18 protein-coding genes are annotated in these 25,251 nt (G+C 40.8%); 11 read left to right on the top strand and 7 right to left on the bottom strand.

From position 1 onward, the window contains the following. Positions 1-602: 602 nt before the first annotated feature. Complete coding sequence (locus J3U68_RS09955; protein ID WP_267376571.1) at positions 603-2,222, bottom strand: TIGR04141 family sporadically distributed protein; 1,620 nt, start codon at positions 2,220-2,222, stop codon at positions 603-605. Between the two features lie 644 nt (positions 2,223-2,866). On the opposite strand from J3U68_RS09955, the gene J3U68_RS09950 reads away from it, so the two are divergent. Both J3U68_RS09950 and J3U68_RS09945 read left to right on the top strand, forming a co-directional pair. Beyond that, entirely contained in the window at positions 2,867-3,055 is a 189-nt protein-coding gene (locus J3U68_RS09950; protein WP_267376570.1) for a hypothetical protein, read from the top strand. Then, on the top strand, positions 3,052-4,251 hold the full coding sequence (locus tag J3U68_RS09945; RefSeq protein WP_267376569.1) for an MFS transporter: 1,200 nt from the start codon (positions 3,052-3,054) through the stop codon (positions 4,249-4,251). Before J3U68_RS09950 ends, J3U68_RS09945 begins: the two co-directional genes overlap by 4 nt. Positions 4,252-4,297: 46 nt before the next feature. Here the strand turns inward: J3U68_RS09945 and J3U68_RS09940 are convergent, their stop codons facing one another. The 3 genes from J3U68_RS09940 to J3U68_RS09930 form a co-directional block, all read right to left on the bottom strand. Next, on the bottom strand, positions 4,298-5,329 hold the full coding sequence (locus J3U68_RS09940) for an AI-2E family transporter (RefSeq protein WP_267376568.1): 1,032 nt from the start codon (positions 5,327-5,329) through the stop codon (positions 4,298-4,300). 170 nt (positions 5,330-5,499) lie between these two features. Continuing rightward, positions 5,500-6,102, bottom strand: a complete 603-nt coding sequence (locus J3U68_RS09935) for a DJ-1/PfpI family protein (RefSeq protein ID WP_267376567.1) — start codon at positions 6,100-6,102, stop codon at positions 5,500-5,502. 836 nt (positions 6,103-6,938) lie between these two features. After that, positions 6,939-9,191 (bottom strand): TonB-dependent hemoglobin/transferrin/lactoferrin family receptor, encoded by a 2,253-nt coding sequence (locus J3U68_RS09930; RefSeq protein WP_267376565.1) that lies wholly within the window; start codon positions 9,189-9,191, stop codon positions 6,939-6,941. An 876-nt stretch (positions 9,192-10,067) separates the two neighbouring features. Between J3U68_RS09930 and J3U68_RS09925 the strand changes: the two genes are divergently transcribed. Continuing rightward, the gene (locus J3U68_RS09925) at positions 10,068-11,213 is read left to right on the top strand and encodes a methionine aminotransferase (protein ID WP_267376563.1); all 1,146 of its coding nucleotides are present in this window, start codon (positions 10,068-10,070) and stop codon (positions 11,211-11,213) included. A 1,033-nt stretch (positions 11,214-12,246) separates the two neighbouring features. Here J3U68_RS09925 and J3U68_RS09920 read toward each other — a convergent pair. Further along, positions 12,247-13,143 carry a tyrosine-type recombinase/integrase gene (locus tag J3U68_RS09920; RefSeq protein ID WP_267376561.1) on the bottom strand — a complete coding sequence of 299 codons (897 nt, stop codon included), beginning with the start codon at positions 13,141-13,143 and terminating at the stop codon, positions 12,247-12,249. A 1-nt stretch (position 13,144) separates the two neighbouring features. Next, the gene (locus tag J3U68_RS09915) at positions 13,145-13,576 is read right to left on the bottom strand and encodes an acyl-CoA thioesterase (RefSeq protein ID WP_267376559.1); all 432 of its coding nucleotides are present in this window, start codon (positions 13,574-13,576) and stop codon (positions 13,145-13,147) included. 173 nt (positions 13,577-13,749) lie between these two features. On the opposite strand from J3U68_RS09915, the gene J3U68_RS09910 reads away from it, so the two are divergent. Continuing rightward, positions 13,750-14,205: a universal stress protein gene (locus tag J3U68_RS09910; RefSeq protein ID WP_267376557.1), complete on the top strand. Its 456-nt coding sequence runs from the start codon at positions 13,750-13,752 to the stop codon at positions 14,203-14,205. Positions 14,206-14,365: 160 nt separating this feature from the next. On the opposite strand, the gene J3U68_RS09905 is transcribed toward J3U68_RS09910, so the two are convergent. Further along, positions 14,366-15,007 carry a TetR family transcriptional regulator gene (locus J3U68_RS09905; protein WP_267376555.1) on the bottom strand — a complete coding sequence of 214 codons (642 nt, stop codon included), beginning with the start codon at positions 15,005-15,007 and terminating at the stop codon, positions 14,366-14,368. 305 nt (positions 15,008-15,312) lie between these two features. Here J3U68_RS09905 and J3U68_RS09900 point away from each other — a divergent pair, with 305 nt between their 5' ends. The 7 genes from J3U68_RS09900 to J3U68_RS09870 all read left to right on the top strand — a co-directional run bounded on the left by J3U68_RS09900 (position 15,313) and on the right by J3U68_RS09870 (position 24,887). Beyond that, positions 15,313-16,557: an efflux RND transporter periplasmic adaptor subunit gene (locus J3U68_RS09900; protein WP_267376553.1), complete on the top strand. Its 1,245-nt coding sequence runs from the start codon at positions 15,313-15,315 to the stop codon at positions 16,555-16,557. A 12-nt stretch (positions 16,558-16,569) separates the two neighbouring features. Continuing rightward, entirely contained in the window at positions 16,570-19,773 is a 3,204-nt protein-coding gene (locus tag J3U68_RS09895) for an efflux RND transporter permease subunit (RefSeq protein ID WP_267376551.1), read from the top strand. Beyond that, entirely contained in the window at positions 19,770-21,239 is a 1,470-nt protein-coding gene (locus tag J3U68_RS09890; RefSeq protein ID WP_267376549.1) for an efflux transporter outer membrane subunit, read from the top strand. The genes J3U68_RS09895 and J3U68_RS09890 overlap by 4 nt, the downstream gene beginning before the upstream one ends. A gap of 241 nt (positions 21,240-21,480) precedes the next feature. Then, positions 21,481-21,714, top strand: a complete 234-nt coding sequence (rpmB, locus tag J3U68_RS09885; protein WP_037487657.1) for a 50S ribosomal protein L28 — start codon at positions 21,481-21,483, stop codon at positions 21,712-21,714. A gap of 26 nt (positions 21,715-21,740) precedes the next feature. Beyond that, the gene (gene rpmG / locus J3U68_RS09880; protein WP_267376529.1) at positions 21,741-21,896 is read left to right on the top strand and encodes a 50S ribosomal protein L33; all 156 of its coding nucleotides are present in this window, start codon (positions 21,741-21,743) and stop codon (positions 21,894-21,896) included. 94 nt (positions 21,897-21,990) lie between these two features. Further along, entirely contained in the window at positions 21,991-22,218 is a 228-nt protein-coding gene (locus tag J3U68_RS09875; protein ID WP_267376527.1) for a SlyX family protein, read from the top strand. Positions 22,219-22,688: 470 nt separating this feature from the next. Beyond that, positions 22,689-24,887 carry a TonB-dependent hemoglobin/transferrin/lactoferrin family receptor gene (locus tag J3U68_RS09870; protein WP_267376525.1) on the top strand — a complete coding sequence of 733 codons (2,199 nt, stop codon included), beginning with the start codon at positions 22,689-22,691 and terminating at the stop codon, positions 24,885-24,887. Positions 24,888-25,251: the final 364 nt, after the last annotated feature.

Genomic DNA, 25,251 nt, shown 5'->3' with positions numbered 1-25,251 from the left:
ACACCCTTTTAGAAGAACCCAGTATATGATACTGGGTTCTTTGCTTTATACCTCACTAAAGCAGCCGAAAGGCTGCTTTAGTTATTGCTACTTCCTGCAGTGTGGCTTTTAGATCAAACTTCTAAATCCCTGCTGTCGCAATGCTTCATACAATACTATTGCTGCTGCATTCGATAGATTCAGCGCGCGGATTGTAGCTAACATAAATAGCCGATTTAATAATAAATTTCTATCCATTGTTGATGAATAATAAAGCAGATGAAATATTCGCCTATTTTTAGTGCCATTAAAGGTGGTACTGCATTACCAGTAATAGTATGGACGTCCATGTGAAAGTAGAACACTGCCAATCTCGCTATAAGAACTACCCAGTTGAATAGTTACGGGGTTCTTTGCTTTGGCTGATAACCATTAGTATGAACAAGTAGCCAAGTGGCTGCTTGTTTAGCTATCTGGCTCGCTCAATAAGGATGATCATGATAAACCTGAAAAAATCCTTGTTGACGCAAAACTTCATACAGCACTATGGTTTTGCCGCACTGGAGAGATTGAGCGAGCTGATGGGTTCTGGCTGCAAAAAAGTATTTTGTATTTTGCCAGTTTTAATCATCAACTTTTTGTTTTTCGGATTTTGGTTCATTAGTTGACTTAATAAATATCAGGCTGACTTTAAAACCCCATTGATCACACACTTTAAATGCATTACGCAGATTAATTTTACTAAATAAAGGTAATTCCTTTTGATTTGTTTTATTATGACTTGCTATTGCGTAGATAATTTCGAAATCTTTGGCATTTGGTTTTTCACTAACATTTTCAAATTTATAGGATTCTGGCAGTTTAGCATTAACCTTTTTACGAAATTCTGCGTCAAATAATAATAATTCAGCAGATATTCTACCCTGAGCAAAAAGATGACTTAATGTATTTGAGCCGGTATCACGCTTAACATGTATAAGTTGTTTGTTGTTAGAATATATATCACAAAATTCAATTTTACTATTTTTTCCACCATGATGAATCATAGTTTTATCCATTAAGCAATATTTTTTAGAATTTGTATTACACACTTTTCGATTGTAATCCTTTTCATTTTTCTCCAAATATTTTGGTAGTTCAATATCAGAAAGTGGAATTATTTCTAAAAAACTATTTAGCTCATCAATGAAATCAACATCGACTTGATACCATTGATTATTATTTAACACATAATTTTTATTTTCATATTCTAATTCACAATAAATGCATTTATAAATTGACCAGCTAAACAATGCTTGATCTGATGTTGCAGATATAGCTAAAACCTGGTCTTTTTTAAGACGGTTAATTTTTATATTGCTTAATCTATTTTTATCAAACGATGAATAACTTTCCCAACTGATATCCTGTAATGTTTCTCCTTGGTTTTTATCTCTTTTGTATTTAAATCCTTCATTTTGTGTCCAATCTATGATTTCTGGGATGACTAACCAAATTTTTTCAAAATTGTTAGTTTGGATTTTATTTATAAGTAATTCGTTTAATTCATTTTTTAAAGATTTATTTTTTATTTCTCGGAAATGATCAATCCAATAGAAATCTTTTTTATAGTTATCAGATTCATAAAGGGTTTTAAGTTTTTTTAAAAGAGGAACAACTTGTTCTAAAGAAAAACTAATGTTTAATTTTAAGCTTTCTTTTCCTGTAAGTTTATTGCCTAAAGTGCCATCGGTGGGTATGCCAGTTATTGATTTAAGAATGTCTTGTTCTTTATCAATTTCAAAATTACCTATATCTGTATCAATACTTGTTTGGCTGCGTTCTTGTTTGAACACTGTATCGATTCGCCCTTTATCTATCGTGCGAATCTTATTTGTATCAATTGAATTTAAAGTAACGCGTAAACCAAAATTTTCTTCGTAACAATCTGTTTTAAGTATGGCTCTTCCATATCCAAAAATGATAGAAAAGTAGCGGTCTTCAGTTTCGATAATTAATACGGCTGAAGTGCTGGAATTCTTAAGATTATTTAGAATATCTCCACAATAAGGCTCCAATAAATTAATCCAGTTTGGCTGATTGGGATAAGAAATTTTATAAAATAAATATCCTGTGAAGTTTTCTCCTTTGATTTCTCGACTGAATATATTTTGAGGATGTTTTATAGCATCCGCTGCAGATTTAATATCTTCTTTAAGTAACATAATATTAAGGCTATGTTTTTTTTGACAAGATTTTGACATCTTATTCCCCTTCTCAGTTTTTATAGCAATTTAAAGAATTTTATTTATCTAATGCATGCTTATTTAAAATATCTCTAAATATAAAAGTTTTATGTTAGAAAATTTTGACATGCTTTAGTAAGAAATAATATATTGGCATAATATTGAGTAGTTTTTTGTTAATTCAATTGATTAATATCAAATAATAATTATTCTTCACGACTATTTTGGCTAATGCGTTAAAAAGTTATTTTTTTAGTGAATAAAAGAGTATTCGGTTACTCAAAATTTAAACATCAGCCGATCCAATAAATATATATTAGGTTCAATCTATTTATTAAGCCAAAATCGCAGAGTTATTTAACAAAACATGATTAAAATATCTCAGGATAGACTAAGAGTGTTGCCCAATTTAATTTTCATATTCAGTATATTTAAGATAAAAAATACCTTTCTGAATTTATTTATCATTATGGTTAAAAAAGAGAAGTTTATTTAATACTTTATCGCTGGCTAATAGAAAAAGTCATAAATCTGAATAATCGCTTATAATTTACGATCGCAAATTTGGTGATGGCGCAGCTGCGTGATGACTGAATATAAAGTTTGTCACGGTAATTGAAAATAATTCTGTGGCGCAGGCTGAACGTGATGGGGTGGGGAGTATGGCTATGGTCCATGCGTCGGAGCTGGTACGTTTTGCAGGCAATCTGAATACGCTAATCGATGGTTTGAGTTTCTGTCTGGAAGAAATAGGACGGGAAAGAAGAAAATTAGTGATTATCTGCGAACTTCTGTTTGTAGATAAATTAATTGTTTTTATTTCAATAATCGCCGTGAATAGAATCTTATGAATCAGCAAAATAAGCCATTGGCTTCAAATCAGTTTTTTCTTTCAATCATTTTGATGGTAGCGGCTGGGCATTTGTGTAATGACTTTATACAGTCTATGCTTACGGCTACCTATCCCTTGCTGGAGGAAAAGTTTAGCTTAACGTTTGCTCAGATAGGTGGTATTAGTCTGGTCTATCAAATGACGGCATCGATTCTACAGCCGGCAATAGGTTTTTATACAGATAAACATCCTAAACCCTATCTGCTGCCACTGGGGATGGTGGCAACGACCTTTGGTCTTTGTATGCTGGGTTTGGCCAATCAATTTTATTGGTTGTTAGTGGCTGCGGCTTTTTTAGGTGTGGGATCTTCAACTTTTCATCCTGAGGCATCTCGGGTAGCGCGTAATGCTTCAGCAGGGCGATTTGGTTTAGCACAATCGGCGTTTCAAGTTGGCGGAAATCTAGGTTCGTCACTGGGACCATTGCTGGTCAGTCTGGTGGTACTGAAATATAACCGGCAAAGTCATATTCTTTGGTTTGTCGCGGTAGGTGTGGTGGCAATCATCCTTCTAAGCCGGATCAGTGCCTGGAGTGCCCATCATTTACGTGCCAATGCCCATAAAGCAGCGCAGAGTCGAGCGTTGCCATACGATAAGCGTAAAACGGTGTGTGCGTTGTTCATATTGTCTGTGCTGATTTTTTCTAAGTATTTTTATATGGCCAGTATGAATAACTATTTCAGTTTTTATCTGATTGAAAAATTTGCCTTGACGAAAGAATCAGCGGTGCTGTTTCTGTTTATGTTTCTTGCCAGTGTAGCAATAGGGACGTTTGTGGGTGGACCGATTGGTGACCGTATTGGTAGAAAATATGTGATTTGGTTTTCGATTCTCGGTGCAGCGCCGTTTACACTGGCTTTGCCATATACCAATCTTTGGGCAACGGTGGTATTAAGTTGCGTGATTGGTTTGGTTATTTCTTCAGCCTTTGCCGCTATTATTGTGTATGCGCAGGAGCTCATACCGGGAAGGGTTGGATTAATTGCTGGGTTGTTTTTTGGCTTGATGTTCGGTATGAGTGGTATTGCAGCAGCAATATTAGGATACGTAGCCGATAAAACCAGTTTGCAGCTTATTTTTAAGTTCTGCTCTTATTTACCATTGTTGGGTGTGTTAACGGTGTTATTACCCGATGTGGAACGTTATAAAAGGTAGGATAGAAAAGGCCAGGTTAAATGGCCTTTTTTTATACCGTGCATATTTAAATGATTTTAAGTTGTTTGAGAGACAGCTTGATAAAGGCATAAAAGATAGGGGCAAAGATGAGACCGATTACGCCAAAAATGGTTTCACAAAATACCATGGCAATTAAAAGTTCACAGATTCCAGCATGAATTTTGGTACCGACGATTTTAGCATTCAGAATATATTCCACTTTGTGAATAGTAATCAGATATAGCAACACGATAACAGCGATCCAAAATGAAACGGTAAAAGCGACTAAGAACATAAGGGTGTTGACAATGAGGTTACCAATAATGGGTATCAGTCCAAGCACAAAGGTAGCCAAGATCAGGCTTTTACTGAATGGTAAGTGAATACCAAACATGGGGAGAACCACCAACAGGAAGATCCCTGTCATTAGGGTATTAAATAAGGAGATGATGACTTGAGAAAAAGCCACATATTGAAAAACTTCTACTAATCGATCCAGGCTGTCTTTAAAGGCCTGCATATAAATGGTGCTGGGTTTGGTTATTTCATTGATGTTACGTTTATTTTGCTGGTAACCGGCAATTAAGCCAATGATCATGCCGATGATGATGATCAAAAGAGAATGAAATAGTTGTTTGATGATGGATTGAAGGTATAAAACATGGTCTTTAATAAAATTTAGGGCATTGGCGCGTAATTCGGTAAAGTTATCTGGCAAATAGTCAGCTACCGCTGGCGGGAGGGATGTAGAAATGCTATTAAAGAGGTTTTGTATATGATTAAGTGTCTGTTGCGGGTCACGCGCTACGCCAATAATCCAGTTAAATAAGTAACCAAAACCACCAATGAGTACGCTCATGAACAACAAAGATAACAAGAGGACGGAGAATAATTTGGCTTTATGGCCCCAACGATGCATTTTTCTGGCTAAAAAATTTTCCAGTTTCTGCATTAAGGTATAGGTAAGAAGTCCGGAAATAATGCCGGACATAAGATGAACCTGCATCAAAATGATAAAAAATACGGAATATAAACAGAGACTAAACAATCCGATCTTTTGTTGTTCGTTTAACAGCATGGTTGATTTCTAATCCGATTCAGATAGGGTTTATGGGATGATTTTGTGTTGAATATCATTCTTCTTGCTGGAGTTATTCTGTGTCAACAGCATGAGGTAACTTTGTGCACAAATTCGCCGTACTTTTATGCGTTTGATGGCATCATGATTTAGCTATTACTAGGTTATTTCTAATTTGGTTGTTTGTTGGAACAAAATGCATCTTGTTGGCTGTCCTGCTGCCAATGGTATTCGATTCTGGTGGCAATTTGTTCAGCGGTATTTTTATCTGTTCTATTTTGTACAAATGCTAATGCCATATCCATTCCAGCACTGATACCGGAAGAGGTGTAGTATTTGCCGTCTGTAATCCAGCGGGCTTTTTCTATCCATTTGGTTTGTGTTGATGAGGTTTTTACCCAGTCAAAGGCGCGTTTATTGGATGTTGCCTGACGTCCATCAAGTAATCCGGTTTTGGCCAACAGAGCACTGCCGGTGCAGACGGTGAGTACATACTGGCTTTTTTGTGCCAGTGATTTTAGTTGCTGGATGAAATCAGTGTGCTGTATCAGGCTACGGGTGCCCGGTCCACCGGGTATAAAAAGGGTATCTATATTTGGGGGAATGGAGGCAAAGTCTTCAGTTGAAATACTGACGTTATCATGATTACAGATAAGACCACCATTTTGTGAATAATACTGTATGCGCCAGCCAGGCACTTTGCCAAATATTTCTACTGGCCCGAACACATCCAGTGTTTCGAAATCTGGATAAAGCAGGATGGTAATTTGCATCTGATTTTCCTTAGTTATTTGGAGTAGAGATATGTTAAGTTGCTGTGCATAATAATTAATTTATTACGCTAATAGGATAGCATAGTTTCTGTGAGTGACCTGATAAATTTTTAGTCAGATAACAGTAGAAAATTTTTTCGAATTTGATGGCTGAGTTTCTGCTGTTAAATATGTCTAATAATGATTTCATGCAGGTGTTGCAAAAACGGATAAATCAAAAAAAAGAATTTTTTAATCAGCGATAAAATTATTTTTGCTAAAAATTAGCATCAAAATGGGCAGCCAATATTTGTTGTTAAGTGCATAGGGTTAAGAGCTGGAGCTTATGTTGCAAAATATCAGGCCTCAGTTTTTTTTGATTCTAATGATGAAATAGCGCAATTGTTTAATTATTGTTGGAATAATGGTCGTTTTTAACTGTCAAACAATCAGAGACAACGCTGAGCAGATTAAACAATGATTGGCGGATGAGGAGTTTTTAATGTCAACCTGACATGGCTGTTGTTTTAAGCTTTATTGCGTGTTTACCTCTGGTTAAAATATTAAGTGTGTAGCGGAAATGGCAAAAATGGTGGAGCCTCGGGACTATAAGCAGTAAGAGATATGGATTGTTTACTTGGTTAGGTAAAGAAATTAAGTGTTCAGGATTAAGCTTGTATCAGTCTAGAAATTGACTTATCTAATTTTGCAGAATTGTTCAGACCGTAATTATTTAAATGTAAAGATTTTATCGATTTTCTATTTGAAGACTGGTTGATTGTGAGCAAGAGAATTGGTGTAAAAAAATCAGCCCAGATGGTGCTAATCCGGGCTGGCGGTTTGATCAAAATCTGCTGTTAGAATTGCTGGCTGAGACTGAAACGGATATCACGACCGGTACCTGATACGGCTTCACCTAGATAAGGATAGTATTTTTTATTAAATAGATTATCAATGGTTAAATTAATTTTAGGTCCTTTTTTTTGCCAGGGTTCCCACTGGGCAAATAGGCTGTGGATGGCATAGCCTTTGCTTTTAGGTAAAGCATAAAAGACTGCTTTAGGATCTTGGTCGGCAATGGAGCGATCCTGACGGCGGACGAAAATTCCGCGCCAGCCAGCACTGAAATGTTGGCTGGGAATGTTGAAGCCAAGTGTAGCAGTGGCTTTGCGCGGCGGAATGCTGGTGATCCAGGTGCGCTGATTAAACCATGGATCTACTGGTGAGTCATCGCGCTGACCTTTCATTGCTGACAAGGATAGACCGGCAAACCAGTATTGGCTATCGTAGTTACCTTCTAATTCAATGCCTTGTATGGTGTAACCTGTTAGGTTGCGGTTGTTGCTTGCCGGCTTGGCACATTTGGCTTTAGGATTATTTTTGGCTTCAAAACACATTACCCCTCGTCTTTTGAAGATCTCATCTTTACCGCGATTTCGGAAGTAGGTTAGACGCAATTGGGCATGATCATCGTTGCTTAGCAAGGAGCGATAATCCAGTATGCTGCCTAGGCTGAGGGCATTCATGCGTTCTTTGCGTAAATGGCGACTGGTACCGGTGGTACTGCTGTTGATAAACTGTGATTCATATTGTTGATCTACGCTGGGTGATCGCCAGCTATGGGCATAATTGGCAAACCAGCCCAAATGTTCAGTTTGCTGCCAGAATAAATCTAGGCGCGGGGTAAAGCCGGCGTAGGTTTTGGCGCGGTAATCCTGTCCATATTTAGGATTGGGGTTTTGATACATTTTGGTGGCATGATTGCCATCACCTTTGTTCTGAATCCAGTCATAACGCAATGATGGTGATAGGGTGACGGATTTTATTTGAATGTCGTCTTTAATATAGATGCCGGTGGACTTTTGTCGTCCTGAAGGCAGATAGGCAGGTTCATAATAGCCATAGTTGTAGTCTGGATTTTTGAGTTTGGATTTATCCAACATGATGGCTTGTTGTTTTTTATTTTGAAGTTGCAATCCGGTCACGATGTGATGTTTGATCCAATTTCGATCGATTTCGCTGGTGTTTTTTAATTCAAAAGAGGTGGTGGTGTAGTCAACCCAGCTTTCGTTACCCATGTTACCAGAGGCAAAGTTTGAAGCATTTTCCGGACGTTTGTCGTGCTGGTGGGTTTTCGAGTAGTTGAATTGGGCAGTTAGGTTGATTAGGGGGTTATCAGAGAGGTATTCATAGCCAAGGCTGGCACTTTTATCATTTTGATTTCGGTAAACCAGTTTGCGTTTCCAGGCTGCATCCAAACCGTATTTTTTGATGTCGGCTTGAGATGGATAGGGCATTTCATCGCGCATAGCGGCAAATGGTTCCCAGCCACTGTGGTTACTGTTCATGATTGACCAAAATATTCTGTGACCATAGGCGGGACGTATATTGCCTTTTATTAAACCGCTTTGCTGTTCATAGGCTGAAAAAAGAAAGTGGGTACCGTCGGGGCGTTTGACGTTGTGTGCGTTTCGATTGGTGTAATAGGCCAATATATCAAATACTTTATTATCGGTTTGAGCAAACAGTGCTCCAGACCAGTTGTTTTGGATGTTGTTGCTGCTATGGGTATATTTAATCAGTGCCCCAAGGTTTTCATCTTCGCGTAAGAAATCTGAGGCATCTTTGGTGTCTATTTTGATAGAGCCACCAAATCCACCATTACTGATCGCTACGTTATGTGGACCCTTATTAACGGTAATTCTTTTAATTAATTCAGGTTCGATAAATACGGAGCCTTGGCGATATTTATCAAAGGTTTTCAGGGAACCATCTACGCTAACTGGTACGTCTTCAGGGTCACTCATGCCCCAAATATTGATTTTTTGACCTCCGGGACGAGGGGAACCAACCATGCTGGTTCCGGGCAGATAATCCAGCAATGAGGCGATGTTATTGGCTTGAATAGTGTCAAGTTGTTCTTGTTTGAGGGTGCTCGTACCCACTAAATTTTTACCAGGGTTGGTGGCAATCACGTTTATGGTGGGTAATCTGTAGCTGTTGAAGTTACTTTTCTCGTTTGTATCTTCGGCTTTTACAATGGGAATCATTAATAAGGTGGCTAATGCGGTCAGCAGAGGGGATATTTTGAATGATGGTATGGAAGACATGGAGACCTTGGATTACAAAAGTGTTAAATAGAAATGATAATCATTAATATAGTTTAACTCAATTTGGCACTAGAAGTGAATTTATTTTGATTCGCTAATGATTGATTTGTTTTATTTTGGTTGTGCTTTGATATCTTGCATAATTATTCAATGGATTAAGCTGACCAATGATGCCTTTTAATCAAGGCTATTTCTGAATCTATGCAACAGAAAGTGGCAAATTTAGGTTTGTCGTTTTGCCTATAGCTACAAATGATTTAAATTTTTGGCTTGTATATTTGAGATTGTTGCGGTGTTACTCAGATAAAACGATACGATTTAACCAGAAAAGGGTTTTGTTGGTGATGTCACGATTAGATAAGTTAACTATATATTGAAACAACGGTTACTACTTCGATTAGAAAAGATTTAAGGGTACATATAAGTTGGTGTGTTGCCTGAAATAAAGATGCTCGGGTAAATGTGGCGCTGAGAAGTTTGCTTTCACTAGTTTTAGACGGTGGTACATAACTGCTCAACTAGGCGGGTGGTTATATAACAATGGAGGCAGAAGTTTACGGACGCTCTCTACCATAGAAATGACTTTATTCAGCCCGCCATGCCCGATGGTATGTGTTTTCCAAGGTGAGTGATAGATCCAGGCAATGATGCTCGAATGTTGGGTAATCTGACGATGAAATTGATAAGAATGATCAGAGATCAATATTCTTTGGTTTCCTCTATATAGTGAGCTTAGTCAGATTTATGCTGATAGAGACAAATTAGCTGCGGTAAAACTATTTATACCACCAACAGCAAAATTGAATAGGGATATGTTAGTATTTGTTATGTTTGATGTCATAAAGTTTGCAGTGGTATCGTTAAAAAGGGGGCAAAATGCCAAGCTTGCAATCTAAATTACCCAATATAGGTACAACGATCTTTAGTGAAATGTCAGCTTTGGCTTGTCAATATGGTGCACTGAATTTATCTCAAGGATTTCCTGATTATCCTATTGATAGCAGATTATCGGATTTGGTTGAGCGGTATTTACAAGCTGGTAAAAATCAATATGCGCCAATGATTGGCGTTGCAGAGTTACGTAGCCGTATTCAAGAAAAATACCGTGTAGTGCATGATCTGACGATTGACGTAGAGCAGGAAATTACAGTTACTGCCGGAGCTTCTGAAGCTATTTTCACGGCGATTGCTACTTTGATTCGGCCAGGTGATGAAGTGGTTATTTTTGAACCTGCATATGACTGCTATGCACCGACTGTGGCTTTGTTTGGTGGCAAAGTCATTCCCGTGCGATTGATGGCACCTGAATTTAGTATCGACTGGAATTATGTTCAATCTTTGGTGACGAGCAAAACGCGCCTGATCATTGTCAATAATCCTAACAACCCAGCCTGCAGGGTATTTAGTGAGGCAGATGTTAATGATTTGGCGCAATTAGTTGACCGAAGCAATGCATTTGTATTAAGTGATGAGGTTTATGAACATCTGATTTATGATGGCATCAGAGCGAACACGTTGTTATCTCATCCATTACTACGTGAACGTACGCTGGTGGTTGGCTCATTTGGCAAGCTTTTGCATGCAACAGGCTGGAAGGTTGGCTATTGTCTGGCTGCTGCTGAGCTGATGACTGAGTTTCGCAAGATACATCAATTTAATGTGTTTAGTGTGCATACGCCAACACAATATGCTATTGCTGATTATTTATCTGATGACACTTATTATGAAGATTTGGCAAAGTTTTTTCAGCGTAAAAGAGATTTTCTGTTAGCAGGATTGGCTGATTCGCGCTTTGAGGTATTGGTACCGCAGGGAACTTATTTTGTCGTTTTGAATTATCGCTCCATCAGTGATTTACCCGAAAAGGAATTTGCTCGAGAACTGACAATTAAGCATAAGGTGGCGACTATTCCTTTGGCTGCGTTTTATCATGATGGTTTTAATCAACATTGTATACGAGTATGTTTTGCTAAACAGCAAGAAACGCTTATACAGGCTATAGCGATGTTGAATATGGTGTAATCAGTCTTGCTAGATGATGATACTTTTTATCAGTTGCAGATTTTAAGAAATCGCTTAGCTGGTGAACCGAGATAACTTAAACAAGATGTCACGGTTATCTGATTATTTCCGTGTCTTAAGAAAAAAGTTTAGTTTTAAATTATGTCGTACCAAACGGTGAATTTGGTACGGTAATTGGATAAACAGAAATATGAAAAGAAATTATTTTGACTAGAGTAAAATTTTTTCTGCTTATCTTTTGGGGGAGTGGAGTTTAGCCAGATAAATGTTTACGATACCGCGTCGAATGTCACAATAGATTCAATTTACCATAACCATTGGCCAACCGATGCTCGTATTCTAAACTAATGGTGAATAGATAGCATGATCAGAAATAGGCGATATTTCAGATCAGATAGATTTTGTCGGCGTGAGTGAAGTACATCTGTAGCTTCATTATCGGCTCAACATGGAACAGGTAACGCTATCTATAATGAGGGAAAATGAACAGGCTATTATCTAAAAAAACCTAAAGAATACTTTATGATCAATTTGTATAAATCATACCGAGCTAATGGCATTATTGTTTAACCAAGATCACGCAGTATGTTATTTACTGATTATTCATGAAGATAAAGCTTATCTGCTATGTAGCCTAAATATGCACATGGATTAAATACGTCCATTTTGTGAACGATAGACGCAAACGGAAATCGATTTAGTTTGCCCACCGCTACGGATATAACGGTGGGTTTTAATTGATAATATGAATTTCGTTAAGCATTGCTGCGTGATGGTTTATTCCTGATTGGATGATGCTGTAAGTATTTTATTCGATTTAAATCATTAATGATGCCTGCGAAATTAGTGGTTGTTGTCGTGATGATGAGTTGGCTACCTTAGAAAAGGCGCTATCCCGAAAGGATGATATGGTTGTTGTATGATCAAGTGCTTTTGATTATTGGATATCATTGCTAACAGTGAAAATGTATGGATGATATAAATAATTAATATAATTAAACCATTTGTATGATTTTCTGCCTTGCTGCAGCCATTATTTATTTCGCCGTTTTGCCCGTGGATGGGTATCATCGTAAATCTGCGCTAAATGATTAAAATCCAGTTTGGTGTATTGTTGAGTGGTGCTGATGGATTTATGCCCCAGTAGTTCTTGCACTGCGCGAATATCATGCGCATTTTGTAATACATGGCTGGCAAAGCTGTGACGCAGCATATGCGGCGATAGATGACGATCGCTGTTTTGAGTAATAGACCAGACATTGAGCCGGTTCTGAATTTGGCGGGCGGTTAGGCGGGTGCCTAATCGGCTGGTAAAAACGGCATTTTCACCGGGAATTGCAATGCGTTGAGGCAAATAGCGACGAAGTGCCACCACAGATTTACTCCCTAAGGGTACTTGTCGCTGTTTATTGCCTTTACCACTAACGTGTACCCAGTTCTCGTCGAGCATAAGGTGTTGCAGATCAAGTTGTACCAGTTCACTGAGGCGCAGACCGCTGCCATAAAGTAATTCAAATATAGCCTGATCTCGGAGGGATAAGGGGGTGTTCGCGACGGGATGATCAAAGGCTTGATTAAGTTTTTCAGCTGGTACGGCTTTGGGCAGTCGAGCCCCTGCTTTGGGTGCTTTGATATTTGAAGCAGGATTGCTACTAATTTGTCCATGCTGCTGCAGAAATGAAAAATAGGCGCGCCATGTACTGAGTTTACGCGCCAAAGATGCTGGCTTATCGCCGCGTCCACTCAATTTTTTTAAAGCACCAACAAGATGTAATCGAGTTATTTGGCTAGAGTTGAGCTGATCAGGTAATAGTTGAGCCAATTGCTGTAGATCACGTTCATAGGCATCAAGGGTTAAGGGAGATAGACCACGATGACGCAAATGTTGTAAGAACTCTGTCCATAAAGTCCAGTTAAGGTTTGATGGCATTTTAGATACTCTGGTTTAGGTGTTGCAGAAAATTTTCCGGCGTGCGACTAATACGCTGACGCTGATAGTTATAGAAGGCCATACCGGTGTTAACCAGAGCTATGTCAACCTGATCGCTTAAGCGCTGAATACGATAATTTAATACAAATCCGGTTTTACTCAGATCAGTAATGGCTAAGCTGAAATGAAGTTTATCGCCATAAAATGCCTGACGTTTGAATTCAATCGCAGCATCCACCATGATTAGACCTACACCTTCTACATCCATCTCGCTATAACCCATGCTGGTCAGTAACCGTAACCGTGCTTCATGACAAAGGCGTAAAATTGCATCATTGGCCAGATGGTTACCATAATTAATATCTCCAATCTGCACGCTGATTTCAGTGTGAAAATGCCATTTATCGCTAGGCTGAATGTGTAGGCGGCTCATATTGCATTCCTAATAAGCTGGATTGTTATGGTAGCAGTTTTTTTAGGTATTGGTTTGTACGTTCATGTTGACGGCGGTAGTTTTGTGCTAAGCTTAGCTTGTCTTATTTATTTTAACTAGCTGTTTTCATTGTTGTTATCTGCTTATTTGTGGCGAGATAAATCAGGAGAATAATGATGTATCGCAAAATTATGGTACCGGTAGATGAAAGTGCAGCCGCCAAGAGGGCATTGCAAGAAGCGATTATGCTGGCTAAGCTCTGTCACTCGGTGATCCGTGTAGTGAATGTGGTAGATTTGGCGCAATTTAGTTGGGGTGGTGTGGGCGCGATGCCTTCTGAAGAAGTCCGTAAAGCAGTGAATGCAGCGGGAGAAAAGGGCGTGCGGGAAGCGCAGGCGCTTTTAGAACAGTCGTCATTGCAATATGAAATAGCTGTAATTGAAAGTGCCGGTGATAAGATTGCTGATTTACTTATTCGTGAAGCGACTGAACACCATGTTGACCTGGTAGTGATGGGCACGCATGGTTTCAGTGGATTTATGCATGTGCTGATGGGATCAGTCGCTGAAGGGGTTTTAAGACAGTCAGATATTCCGGTGATGCTGTTGCGGGTGCGAGAAGATAATTAACATAGCCATTGTCGCTCTAAGGGCCACTGATGGTTAGGTATTGGTTGATCACTGCATTGAATTTTGTCAGGCAGGATTCTTTATATTGGGTTTAATTAGGATAAGGTCATTTTCTTGGATCCCATGGTTAAAAAGTAGACAGATTGATCGATCTTTTGCATTATTCATCACGGTTTTTGCGTAGTCTGGGATTGTGACGCAGTGATTCCAGCGCAATGTTGATGAAATTCGGCGCAATTTTATTGATATCAAGTTCCAGTGAATTACTGAGCCACAATGTCGTCAACCCTAAAAATAGTGACTGGAAGTACAACGCTGCCTGTTTGATATCAAAATCCTGCGGCAAAATATTTTGCTGGCAACTCATCTGGAAAACAGCACACAGATTTTGCCACCACAAGTTTTGGTATTTTTGCAACAGCTTGACGATGGCCTGATTGTCTGCGGTGTGTTCACAATTTAAGTGTAGGATGTAGCAGAACTTTCTATAACTCTCATCGGTAGACATGCGAAAAAACATCTGTTCCAACGCCTGCATCATATTATTCAGTGCACTGGGTGAGCTGGTGTCAATATCGTGTTTTAACTGGGTACTGACTTGACTGAAAACCTGTTGAAATAATGCATCAAACAGGTCTTCCTTGTTTTTAAAATGCCAGTATAAGGCGCCTCGGGTTACGCCGGCTGCCGTCGCTATTTCCTGCAAAGATGCCCGGCTGACTCCCCGCTGATAAAACACTTCCAAAGCAGCAGCCATCAAAGCTTCTTTGGTTTGTTGGGCTTCTTCTTTTGTTTTACGCATATTTACTGTCCATAGATGTATGTATTAAATTAGGCAAAGTCGATATTAAAATCGAATAAAGTTGTATATTTTGATTACAATGGTTTGAGAAAAAATAGATTATGCTTGGTTTACATACATTGTTGCATGTATAATGCGCAGCGTAAAGTAATTTTCTAAATCGTCTGTCGTTACATATCTCTTTGTTTAATATTTTTTATTTAGAAAAGAGAGTGTTGACGCAGGCGCTATTTGTGTCACGGTTTTAATTTAGAAGTGTGTAAAGATTTAACTAAATTTTAGTATATGCGCATATTGAGGTGAGTATGGGAACGGATCGAAAAACAAATAAATGGCGCATCAGCGCTATAGTGCTGGCTAGTGCGCTGGCCATGGCTGCATGTGGCAAAAAACAAGAAGGACATGCACAGCAGCCTCCTATGGTAAGTGTCATGACGGTAAACCCGACAACAGTGACGGTAGACTCTGAATTAACTGGTCGATTAAAACCGATTCGTGAATCACAAGTACGTGCTCGGGTGGCTGGTGTGCTGTTGAAACGCCTGTTTGTGGAAGGGAGTTATGTTAAAGAAGGGCAGCCACTATTTCAAATTGATAATGCACCCTATGTTGCGTCTCTACAATCGGCTCAAGCCAGTTTGGCTACTGCTCGAGCCAATGCCGCTAAAGCAGACGCCGATGTAATGCGCTACCGTCCTCTGGTGGCAGCAGACGCCATCAGTAAGCAGGAATTTGATCAGGCGATAGCTCAGCAGCGCCTGGCACATGCGCAGATTCAAAGTGCGCAGGCTGCCATTAAATCAGCGCAGATTAATGTTGGCTATGCTTATGTACGCGCACCGATTTCTGGTCGTATTGGTAAAGCACTGGTAACAGAAGGTGCGCTGGTGGGGCAAAATGAAGTAACGCAATTGGCATTGATTCAGCAAACACATACTTTATATGTGGATCTGACTCAAACTGCTGCTCAGGCTATGAAAATTCGTCAGGGCATTGCGACCGGCAAGTTGAAAACGTTGGATGGTGCCATAGAAGTTGCAATTAAATTGGATGATGGCAGTGAATACCCGCAGAAAGGGCGCTTGCTGTTTACCGATATGACCGTTGATGAGGGAACTGGTGAAGTTAAAGTACGTGCTGAAATCCCTAATGACAATGATATGTTGTTGCCAGGTCAATTTGTGCGCGTAGAAATCCCTCAAGCTGAAATTCAAAATGCTGTTGTAATTCCACAAGAAGCGGTGACCCGTGGAGCAAACAGCGATACCGTGACTGTAGTGAAAGCTGATGGCTCACTGGACGTTCGTAAAGTTACTATTGCCCAGCAAAAAGGCACCAACTGGATCATTACCGATGGTTTACGTGCTGGTGATAAAGTGGCCATGGATGGTTTGGCTCTGGTGCAATTGACTGGTGCGAAAAAGGTTCAGACTCGACCTTGGCAGCCAGCTAAAGGTAATGCACCAGCTGCTGCGCCTGCTCAGGCAGCTTCTGCGGTTGCTGCATCAGCAACTCAGGCCGCTACGGCTTCTGCCTCTCAGGCCAAGTAAGGAATAAGTAATATGTCACGATTTTTTATTAACCGACCGATTTTTGCATGGGTGGTGGCATTATTCATCATCATTGCCGGTATTGTGTGTATTACCAAATTACCCATATCACAATATCCGACCGTGGCTCCTCCATCCATCACATTGTCCATATCCTATCCGGGTGCAGATGCTCAAACCATTGAAGATACCGTATTGTCACGTATTGAACGTGAGATGAATGGTTTGGAAAATCTGGAATACATGGAAGCCAAGTCTTTGTCTAATGGTACTGGCACGCTGACATTGACATTCAACCCAGGTACAGATGATGACATTGCTCAGATGAACGTACAAAATGCGCTTTCACGCGCAGAGCCTCGTTTACCGGCAATGGTTAAGCAAACTGGTGTCCAGATTGCCAAATCACGCAGTAACTTCCTGATGTTCACCATGTTCACCAGTGATAGTCCTAATTTGGCTCCAGCTGATATTGCCGACTATGTAGCACGTAATATTCAACCTGAATTACAGCGTATTGATGGTGTGGGTAATGTGATCGTGTTTGGTTCCGAACGCGCAATTCGTATCTGGCTGGATGCGGATAAACTGCGCAGTGTCAACTTGAGTCCAGCTCAGGTTAATGCTGCTGTTGCCGCGCAGAATCAGCAAATTTCTGCAGGTAGTCTTGGTGCTTTGCCTTCACCGGATAATATTCAGACTACAGCAACGATTGTGGTTCCTGGTCAGCTGAAAACAGTTGAGCAGTTCGAAAACATTATTATTAAAGCCAATACCGATGGGTCAATGGTACGCTTGAAAGATGTTGCTCGCGTAGAAATGGGGCAACAAGATTACTCTACCAGCGCGCGTCTGAATGGTAAGGATGCCGTAGGTGCAGGTATTCAGTTGACCACCAAGGGTAATGCTTTGGCTACTGCCAATGCGGTTAAAGCCAAACTGAATGATTTACAGAAGTATTTTCCGGCAGGAATGGGCTGGTCAGCGCCATACGATAGTTCAACTTTCGTGAGTATTTCTATTGAGAAAGTAGTTCATACATTGGTTGAAGCCATTGTGTTGGTGTTTCTGGTGATGCTTTTATTCTTACAGAATATTCGCTATACCTTGATTCCAACCATTGTGGTACCTATTGCTTTGTTGGGTGCGTTCAGCGTGATGTATATAACAGGCTTATCCATCAACGTACTGACTATGTTTGCCATGGTGTTGGTGATCGGTATTGTGGTCGATGATGCTATTGTGGTGGTAGAAAACGTTGAACGTATTATGGCAGATGAAAAACTGCCACCTAAACCCGCTACCGAAAAGGCCATGGGACAAATTTCTGGTGCAGTTGTGGGTATTACAGTGGTTTTGATTACTGTATTCATTCCAATGGCGTTTTTCTCCGGTTCAACAGGTAATATTTACCGCCAGTTTTCTGTGGTGATGTCAGTCGCCATTTTCTTCTCCGCGTTTTTGGCGTTATCACTTACACCGGCATTGTGTGCGACATTGCTTAAGCCAATCAGTGAACACGAAGAAGAGAAAAAAGGTTTCTTTGGCTGGTTTAACCGTAAATTTACCAGTGGTACGAAAAAGTACGAATCCAAAGTTTCTTATCTGCTGCATCGCAGTAAACGCATCTTCTTTATTTATGTTGCGCTCACTGCTGCTGCATTATTAGTAATGTTCCGACTGCCGACATCATTTTTACCAGAAGAAGATCAGGGTTATGCTATTGGTCTGATTCAGCTGCCTCCCGGTGCGACTGAGCATCGTACGTTGGAAACCTTTAAAACGGTTGAAAACTTTACCTTAAAGCAACCTGAAGTGAAAAACATGGTTTCTGTTTTAGGCTATGGTATGAGTGGTCAAGGTCAGAACGTAGGTATGAGCTTTTTGGTACTGAAAGACTGGTCTGAACGTAATGGACCGCAGCACAGCGCAAACTCGTTGGCTGGTCGGATTACCGGTGCCATGATGCAGGCATTGAAAGATGGTTATATCTTCGCCGTTGTACCTCCTTCTATTCCTGAATTAGGTACCAGTACCGGCTTTAGCTTCCGTTTGCAGGATCGTGGTGGTAAAGGGCATGAAGCCTTGCTAGCAGCGCGCAACCAATTGCTGGGTATGGCGCGTGAAAGCAAAGTGCTGACTCAGGTACGTCCAGACGGTATGGAGGACGAGCCTCAATTACGCATTGACATTGATCGTGATGCGGCCAACGCACAGGGTGTATCCTTTGGCGATATCGCTACTTTATTAGGAACGGCACTGGGCTCAAATTACGTGAATGACTTTCCAAATGCGGGTCGTATGCAACGTGTGATTGTGCAGGGTGATGTCGCATCACGCATGACTCAGGACGATCTGAATAAACTTACCGTAACCAATGCACAGGGTAAGATGGTGCCGTTATCCAGTATGATCAAAACTCAATGGATAACCGGTCCGGCGCAGACCATCCGTTATAATGGTTATACAGCTATGTCTATTACTGGTAACGCGGCACCTGGCTATAGTACAGGTGATGCGATGGCGGAAATGGAACAAATTGCCAGCAAACTGCCTGAAGGTTTTGGTTATGAGTGGACTGGTTTGTCTAAAGAAGAGAAAGATGCGGGTAGCCAATCTACTATCTTGTATATGTTCTCTCTCTTGGCTGTATTCTTGTGTCTGGCCGCATTATATGAAAGCTGGTCTATCCCGATTTCAGTGATGCTGGTGGTGCCACTGGGTTTACTCGGGGTAGTATTGGGTACTTGGATGCGCGGTATGGAAAACGACGTTTACTTCCAAGTCGGCCTGATTACCGTGATTGGTTTGAGTGCTAAAAATGCCATCTTGATTGTTGAGTTTGCTAAAGAGCTGCAAGAACAGGGTAAGTCTCCGCTTGAAGCCGCATTGGCAGCAGCACATCTGCGCTTCCGGCCGATTCTGATGACATCGATTGCCTTCATTATGGGGGTGGTTCCACTGTATTTTGCTAGCGGTGCATCTTCGGCCAGTCAGCGTGCAATTGGTACCAGCGTATTGTGGGGAATGTTAATTGGTACCTGTTTGGCGGTATTCTTTGTGCCAGTATTCTATTCCAGCATTAGATCGTTGTTCAGCAAGCACAAGAACAGCGGTAATGGTGACAAAGAGCAGAATTTGCCCATAGCAGTGAATCATGATGGCACAGCTGTCATGCCACTGCATAATCAGCCGGATTCAGAGGATAAAGCATGAAACAATTAGTTAAACCTTCCTTGTTGACAGTGTTAATCGCTGCTGCCATCTCTGGTTGTTCAATGGCTCCGCGCTATCACCAGCCAAACGTGGAAATGGCGGAAAACTTTCCTCATGCCAATGTAAACAATCAGCGTGCCGGCAGAGTGGTCGCTCCAGATTTGGGCTGGGAGGATTATTTTGCTGACCAGCGCCTGAAGGAAATCATTGGTTTGGCATTAGACAATAACCGTGACTTACGCATCGCCGCTTTAAATGTGGAAGCTGTTCGTGCCCAATATGTTATTTCGCGAGCCGATCGTTTACCAGCGCTGGGTGCGAACGGTAACGGTGGTCGATCTCGTGTTGCGCGCGATCTGAGTGCTATACGTGATGCTTACGGCAACCAGACCAGCTACATTGCAGAATCCTATAATGTTGGTCTAGGGGTGACTGCCTTTGAGCTGGATCTATTCGGACGCGTTAAAAGTTTGTCTGATGCAGCACTCAATCAATATTTCCAGCAAAGACAAGTGCGCGATTCAACTCAAATCAGTTTGATTGCCAGCGTCGCCAAAGCCTATTTTAACGAGCGCATTGCGCAGGCTCAGATGGATTTATCCAGTCGGGTACTGAAATCACGAGAGGAAAGCAAACGGTTGACAGATCTGCAATTTAAAGCAGGCGTCATCTCACAGGTTGAAGTGGATGTGGCTGTGTCGCAAATTGAAGCTGCGCGAGCAGATTATGCTGCTGCTCAGCAAGCAAAAGAACAGGCTCACAATGCGCTAACATTATTGGTGGGTAAACCATTGCCGGATAATCTGCCTGCTGCGGCGCCATTAAGCCAGCAGTTTGTTAATGCTGAATTACCGGTTGGCTTACCTTCTACTATTCTGTATCAGCGTCCAGATGTTCGGGCGGCTGAATTTGCGTTGAAGTCAGCCAATGCCAATATTGGTGCAGCACGGGCGGCCTTTTTCCCCCGCATCAGCCTAACAGGCAGCATTGGCTCTGGTAGCAACGATATAGGGCATCTGTTTAACGGACCGAATCGTACCTGGAGTTTTGCTCCACAAATTACCCTGCCTATTTTTACCTGGGGGCAGAATAAAGGTAATTTGGATCTGGCGACTGCGCGCAAAAATATTGCTGTAGCGCAATATGAGCAGACCGTACAGGCTGCTTTCCGAGATGTTGCCGATGCATTGGTGGCGCGTGATGCACTTAAACAGCAATATCAAGCTAAGTTGCGTGGCGAGCATGCGCAAGTCAATCGCTATAAGCTGACTCAGATGCGATATAAACATGGTATTTCCAGCTCGCTGGAGTTACTGGATGCCGAGCGTGATAGCTATAGCGCCCAGCAGGCAGTATTACAAATACAGCAAACACTATTGGAAAACCGTGCTGACATCTATAAAGCATTGGGCGGTGGCCTAAATGCGCAAACCAGCACAGCTGCTGAAACAGTGAGTAATCAGTAGTGATAGCTAAACCAGATGGCAATGGATTTATTGCCATCTGGATAGATATCAGATCTGTAGAGGAAACAAACCTTATAGCAGACTGATTGGAGGCTGGATCGGTTCTGGACTGGCTGTTAGCAACCATTACAGCAACATTTTCACACAGTCTGACCATACAAAATGATTTAATCCTTGAATAGATTCTGCTTTTCATGGTATAAATCGCGTTTTACGAAATTTTAGAAGTTTGGAGTTAACCATGGCACGTGTATGTAAAGTGACCGGTAAGCGCCCGATGAGTGGCAACAACGTGTCACACGCCAACAACAAAACCAAACGTCGTTTCTTGCCTAATCTGCAATCTCGTCGTTTTTGGGTTGAAAGTGAAAACCGTTGGGTGCGCCTGCGCGTTTCTAACGCTGCGCTGCGCACCATCGACAAATTAGGTATCGATGTAGTATTGGCCGACCTGCGCGCTCGCGGTGAAGCTTAATCATATAGTGATTTAAGGACAGAGCAATGCGCGATAAAATCAAACTAGAATCTTCTGCTGGTACAGGTCATTTCTATACCACTACTAAAAACAAACGCACCATGACTGGTAAATTCGAAATTAAAAAATTCGATCCAGTTGTGCGTAAGCATGTACTGTACAAAGAAACCAAATTGAAATAATTGTTTCTACTGGTTTGAAAACCTGAGCAGCTCATTGCTCAGGTTTTTTTTGTTATTGGCTACAAGTTAGATTAATTTTATAGTGATCAATAAAATGAACGAAGCGCTATTCACGCTTGAGCAACGTATTGAAGAGTTGGAAATCCAGAATGCATTTCAGGAAGAAACCATTCAGAGCCTGAGCGATACCCTTGCACGCATACAGCAAACCCTTGATTTACAACAGGCACAATTACGCCTACTTTACCAACGCCTGCCGGATAAGGGAGGCGAGAGTAATGAACCTTTTAATCCTGCTAATGAAATTCCGCCACATTATTAATATTCTGAACATTCCACAGTAAAGGGTGTGATGAAAGAGTAACAGAGCCTGTCAACTCCGATTGCAGATGGTGAGCATTAATTTAGCACCCTAACGAGATATAGCGCAAAGAAGCAATCAGCTACAACAATAAATCGCTCTTAATCAGTATAGAAGGTATAAGCACTCTTATTTCATCAATCATGTTGATCATCAACAGCGCAAAAACAGATAGTTAAGCTGATGGATAGGCGTAGCTATAAATATAATTAAGATGCACTAACTGCCAGCTGAAGAACAACTAATAAGTTACTTGGTTTTTTTGCCGATATCGAATATTTATCATTACAAAATAATTTGTTTATTGTCATAGCGCAATGATCAGCAGCCAAAATATGCTGATGAATATTTGCAATAGTTGATAAATATAATGATTATCATTTACAATAATGCTACTAATTTTAAACTATGTTAATGATGCTTTATTGTTTATGAAAAATATATCCAGATTGATATCGTTGATGTGTATGGGCTTCCCCGTAGCTTTATGGGCTAAAGATGAAGGACAGCTACCCACTATTTATGTAGAGGGTAAGCAAACTGATCGAGTTTTTAAAGACACTAAGGAGAATGCTGCTGTAATCAGACAGCGGAATGCAGTGGATTTGAAATCAGCAATAAGGGATATTCCGGGAGTGGAGGTATTGGGAATCCAGGGTGCACGCCAAGGAAACGATAGTGTCAATATTCGTGGCTTGAGTGGCAATCGAGTAGCCATGCTGATTGACGGAATTGATTTACCCGAAGCGAATGAAAATAAAACCACCGGACAGTATGTGATTTTTGGCCGGGGTAATTTTATCGATGTATCCGCGCTGGGCAGTGTAGACGTCAGTAAAAATGCCCGGGGATTTGGTTTGGGTGGGGCAGTTGCCATGCATACTTTGAATCCTGATGAGATTTTAAAAGGCGCTAGTGAAGGAGGGTATATCGATACGCAATATAACAGTGTCGATAAATCCCGAGTGGTCTCTATCGCCGGTGCACTGGAAAAGGGCGATTGGCGCGGGATGTTGCTGGGAACCTATCGTTATGGTCATGAGGCAGGTAATCGAGGTCATGTAGGTGGACAAGGTGCATGGCGAACTCAGTCAGATCCTGTGGATTACAACAGTCGCTATTTTCTGACCAAGCATGAATGGGATGTGAATGAAAACAATATGCTGAGTTTTGCAGCAGAATATTTGTCCCGTAAACAGTGGTCTGATTCATGGTCCCTGTCTAATGAGCAGTATACAAATGTACATGGTGCTGATGATAATAAAAAGACAAGATTTTCAATTAGCCATGATTTTCATGGTGGAGAAGGGCTGATACAAACTGGAAAAACACAATTGTATTGGCAGGATACGAAAACGGTTTCCAATACGCACCGTGATTATTTTCGTGGCTGTCTGACCACAGTACCAGGAATCAGAAATCGCTGTGATTTCCATTTTACTAATCAGGATAAGGTGTGGGGACTAAGTAGTGACTGGACATCTCAATGGGTAAATGCGCAATTGCGGCAGGATTGGCGCTATGGTTTGAAAGTGGCGCGGCATGATCTGAGCAGTGACTGGCAAGGGTATTTTGCCAATTCGAAACCAACGGCAGACAGTAAAACCATTCGTGCCAGCCTGTATGTTGAAGGGGATGTGCAATGGGGTAAGCTGGTTGTCAGTCCGGGCTTGTCTGCTCATTATTATCGAATGAATCCAGATGGGCACGGTTTTGTAACAGGTACAACCAGCCCTATTGGTCAATTACTTAAGAAACATGAATATGCACTAACGCCTCGTTTTGGTCTGGCTTATACAGTTAATCCGTTATTGGAGCCGTATTTTCAATATACCCGAGGTTTCAATGCGCCGTCTTCGCAGCAGTTGGTATCGTCCTGGAATCCAAGTATTGTTAGTATTTGGGGAAATCCACATCTTAAGGCAGAGAGTGCCAATAATTTTGAGCTGGGATTACGCGGTAAAAATGATGTTTTTGAGTATGGAATAAGTGGCTTTGACAATCATTATAAAAATTTTATTGATTTTGTGAATGTCTCTCATGAGATGCCATTGCCCGACAGATGGGGTGGAAAACAGGACTTTGTTTTGCGGGCACAAAATTTAAATAAGGCACATATTTATGGAGCAGAAGCATATGCCCGCTGGAAATTTGCTCCTAATTGGCTGGTTAATGCGACGGTGGCTTATTCCCGTGGATCAATTAATCAGGACGGCGTGAATCAGCCCCTTAACTCTGTCATGCCTTTAAAAGCGAAGCTTGGCTTGAAGTATGATAAAGAAGTATGGGGTGCTCAGGTTGATTTAACGTATGTGGCGAAAAAGTCTGATGATGATATACGCGCAGATAAGCAATTTTATAACCCTTCCAAACAATATACGTTGGTAGATTTGGGTATTTTCTGGAAACCGAGTAAACAGTTTAGTCTGCGTGCTGGGGTAAATAATGTATTTAATCAAAAATACTGGAACTGGGCGGACATCGCTTATCTGGCACCGAATGTGAATAGACAGTCACGCGGTACTTCCACACAAAACGATGGCAGTGTGGCAAGACTGACACGCAATAATGCAGATTTTTATTCCGCTCCTGGACGTACGTTTAATCTTGGAGTGCGGTATGAGTTTTAAATGTAATCAATTCTGGTGATGATGGTTACTGGAAGACAACACGTTCATATCGATAGTATTCAATAAATCATTTTGTTAACTTCGCTTTTCATTTTCATGGATAAAAAGTTCATTTCTTTAATATTCTTTGCTTTTAAAGCTTATGCTTGATGCGTAAAAATTTGAATTTAACATCATGAATTAATTATTAAATTTTGAACGATTGTTATTATTCTGACATGCAATTACAACAGAGATGATGTTGGTTTTTTTCGGGTCAATTCTTTTGCTCAAAAGATGATTTAATGTATCCGTATTGTTGATTAAGCTGGATGATGTTGCCATCAATGATGAGGAAAGATGGTTAGCGGAAAATGAAATAGAT

This window comes from Snodgrassella sp. B3882, assembly GCF_026535915.1.
Taxonomy (GTDB): domain Bacteria; phylum Pseudomonadota; class Gammaproteobacteria; order Burkholderiales; family Neisseriaceae; genus Snodgrassella.
Note: the sequence above shows the minus strand (reverse complement) of the source record. Positions and strands in the feature narration are given on the sequence as shown.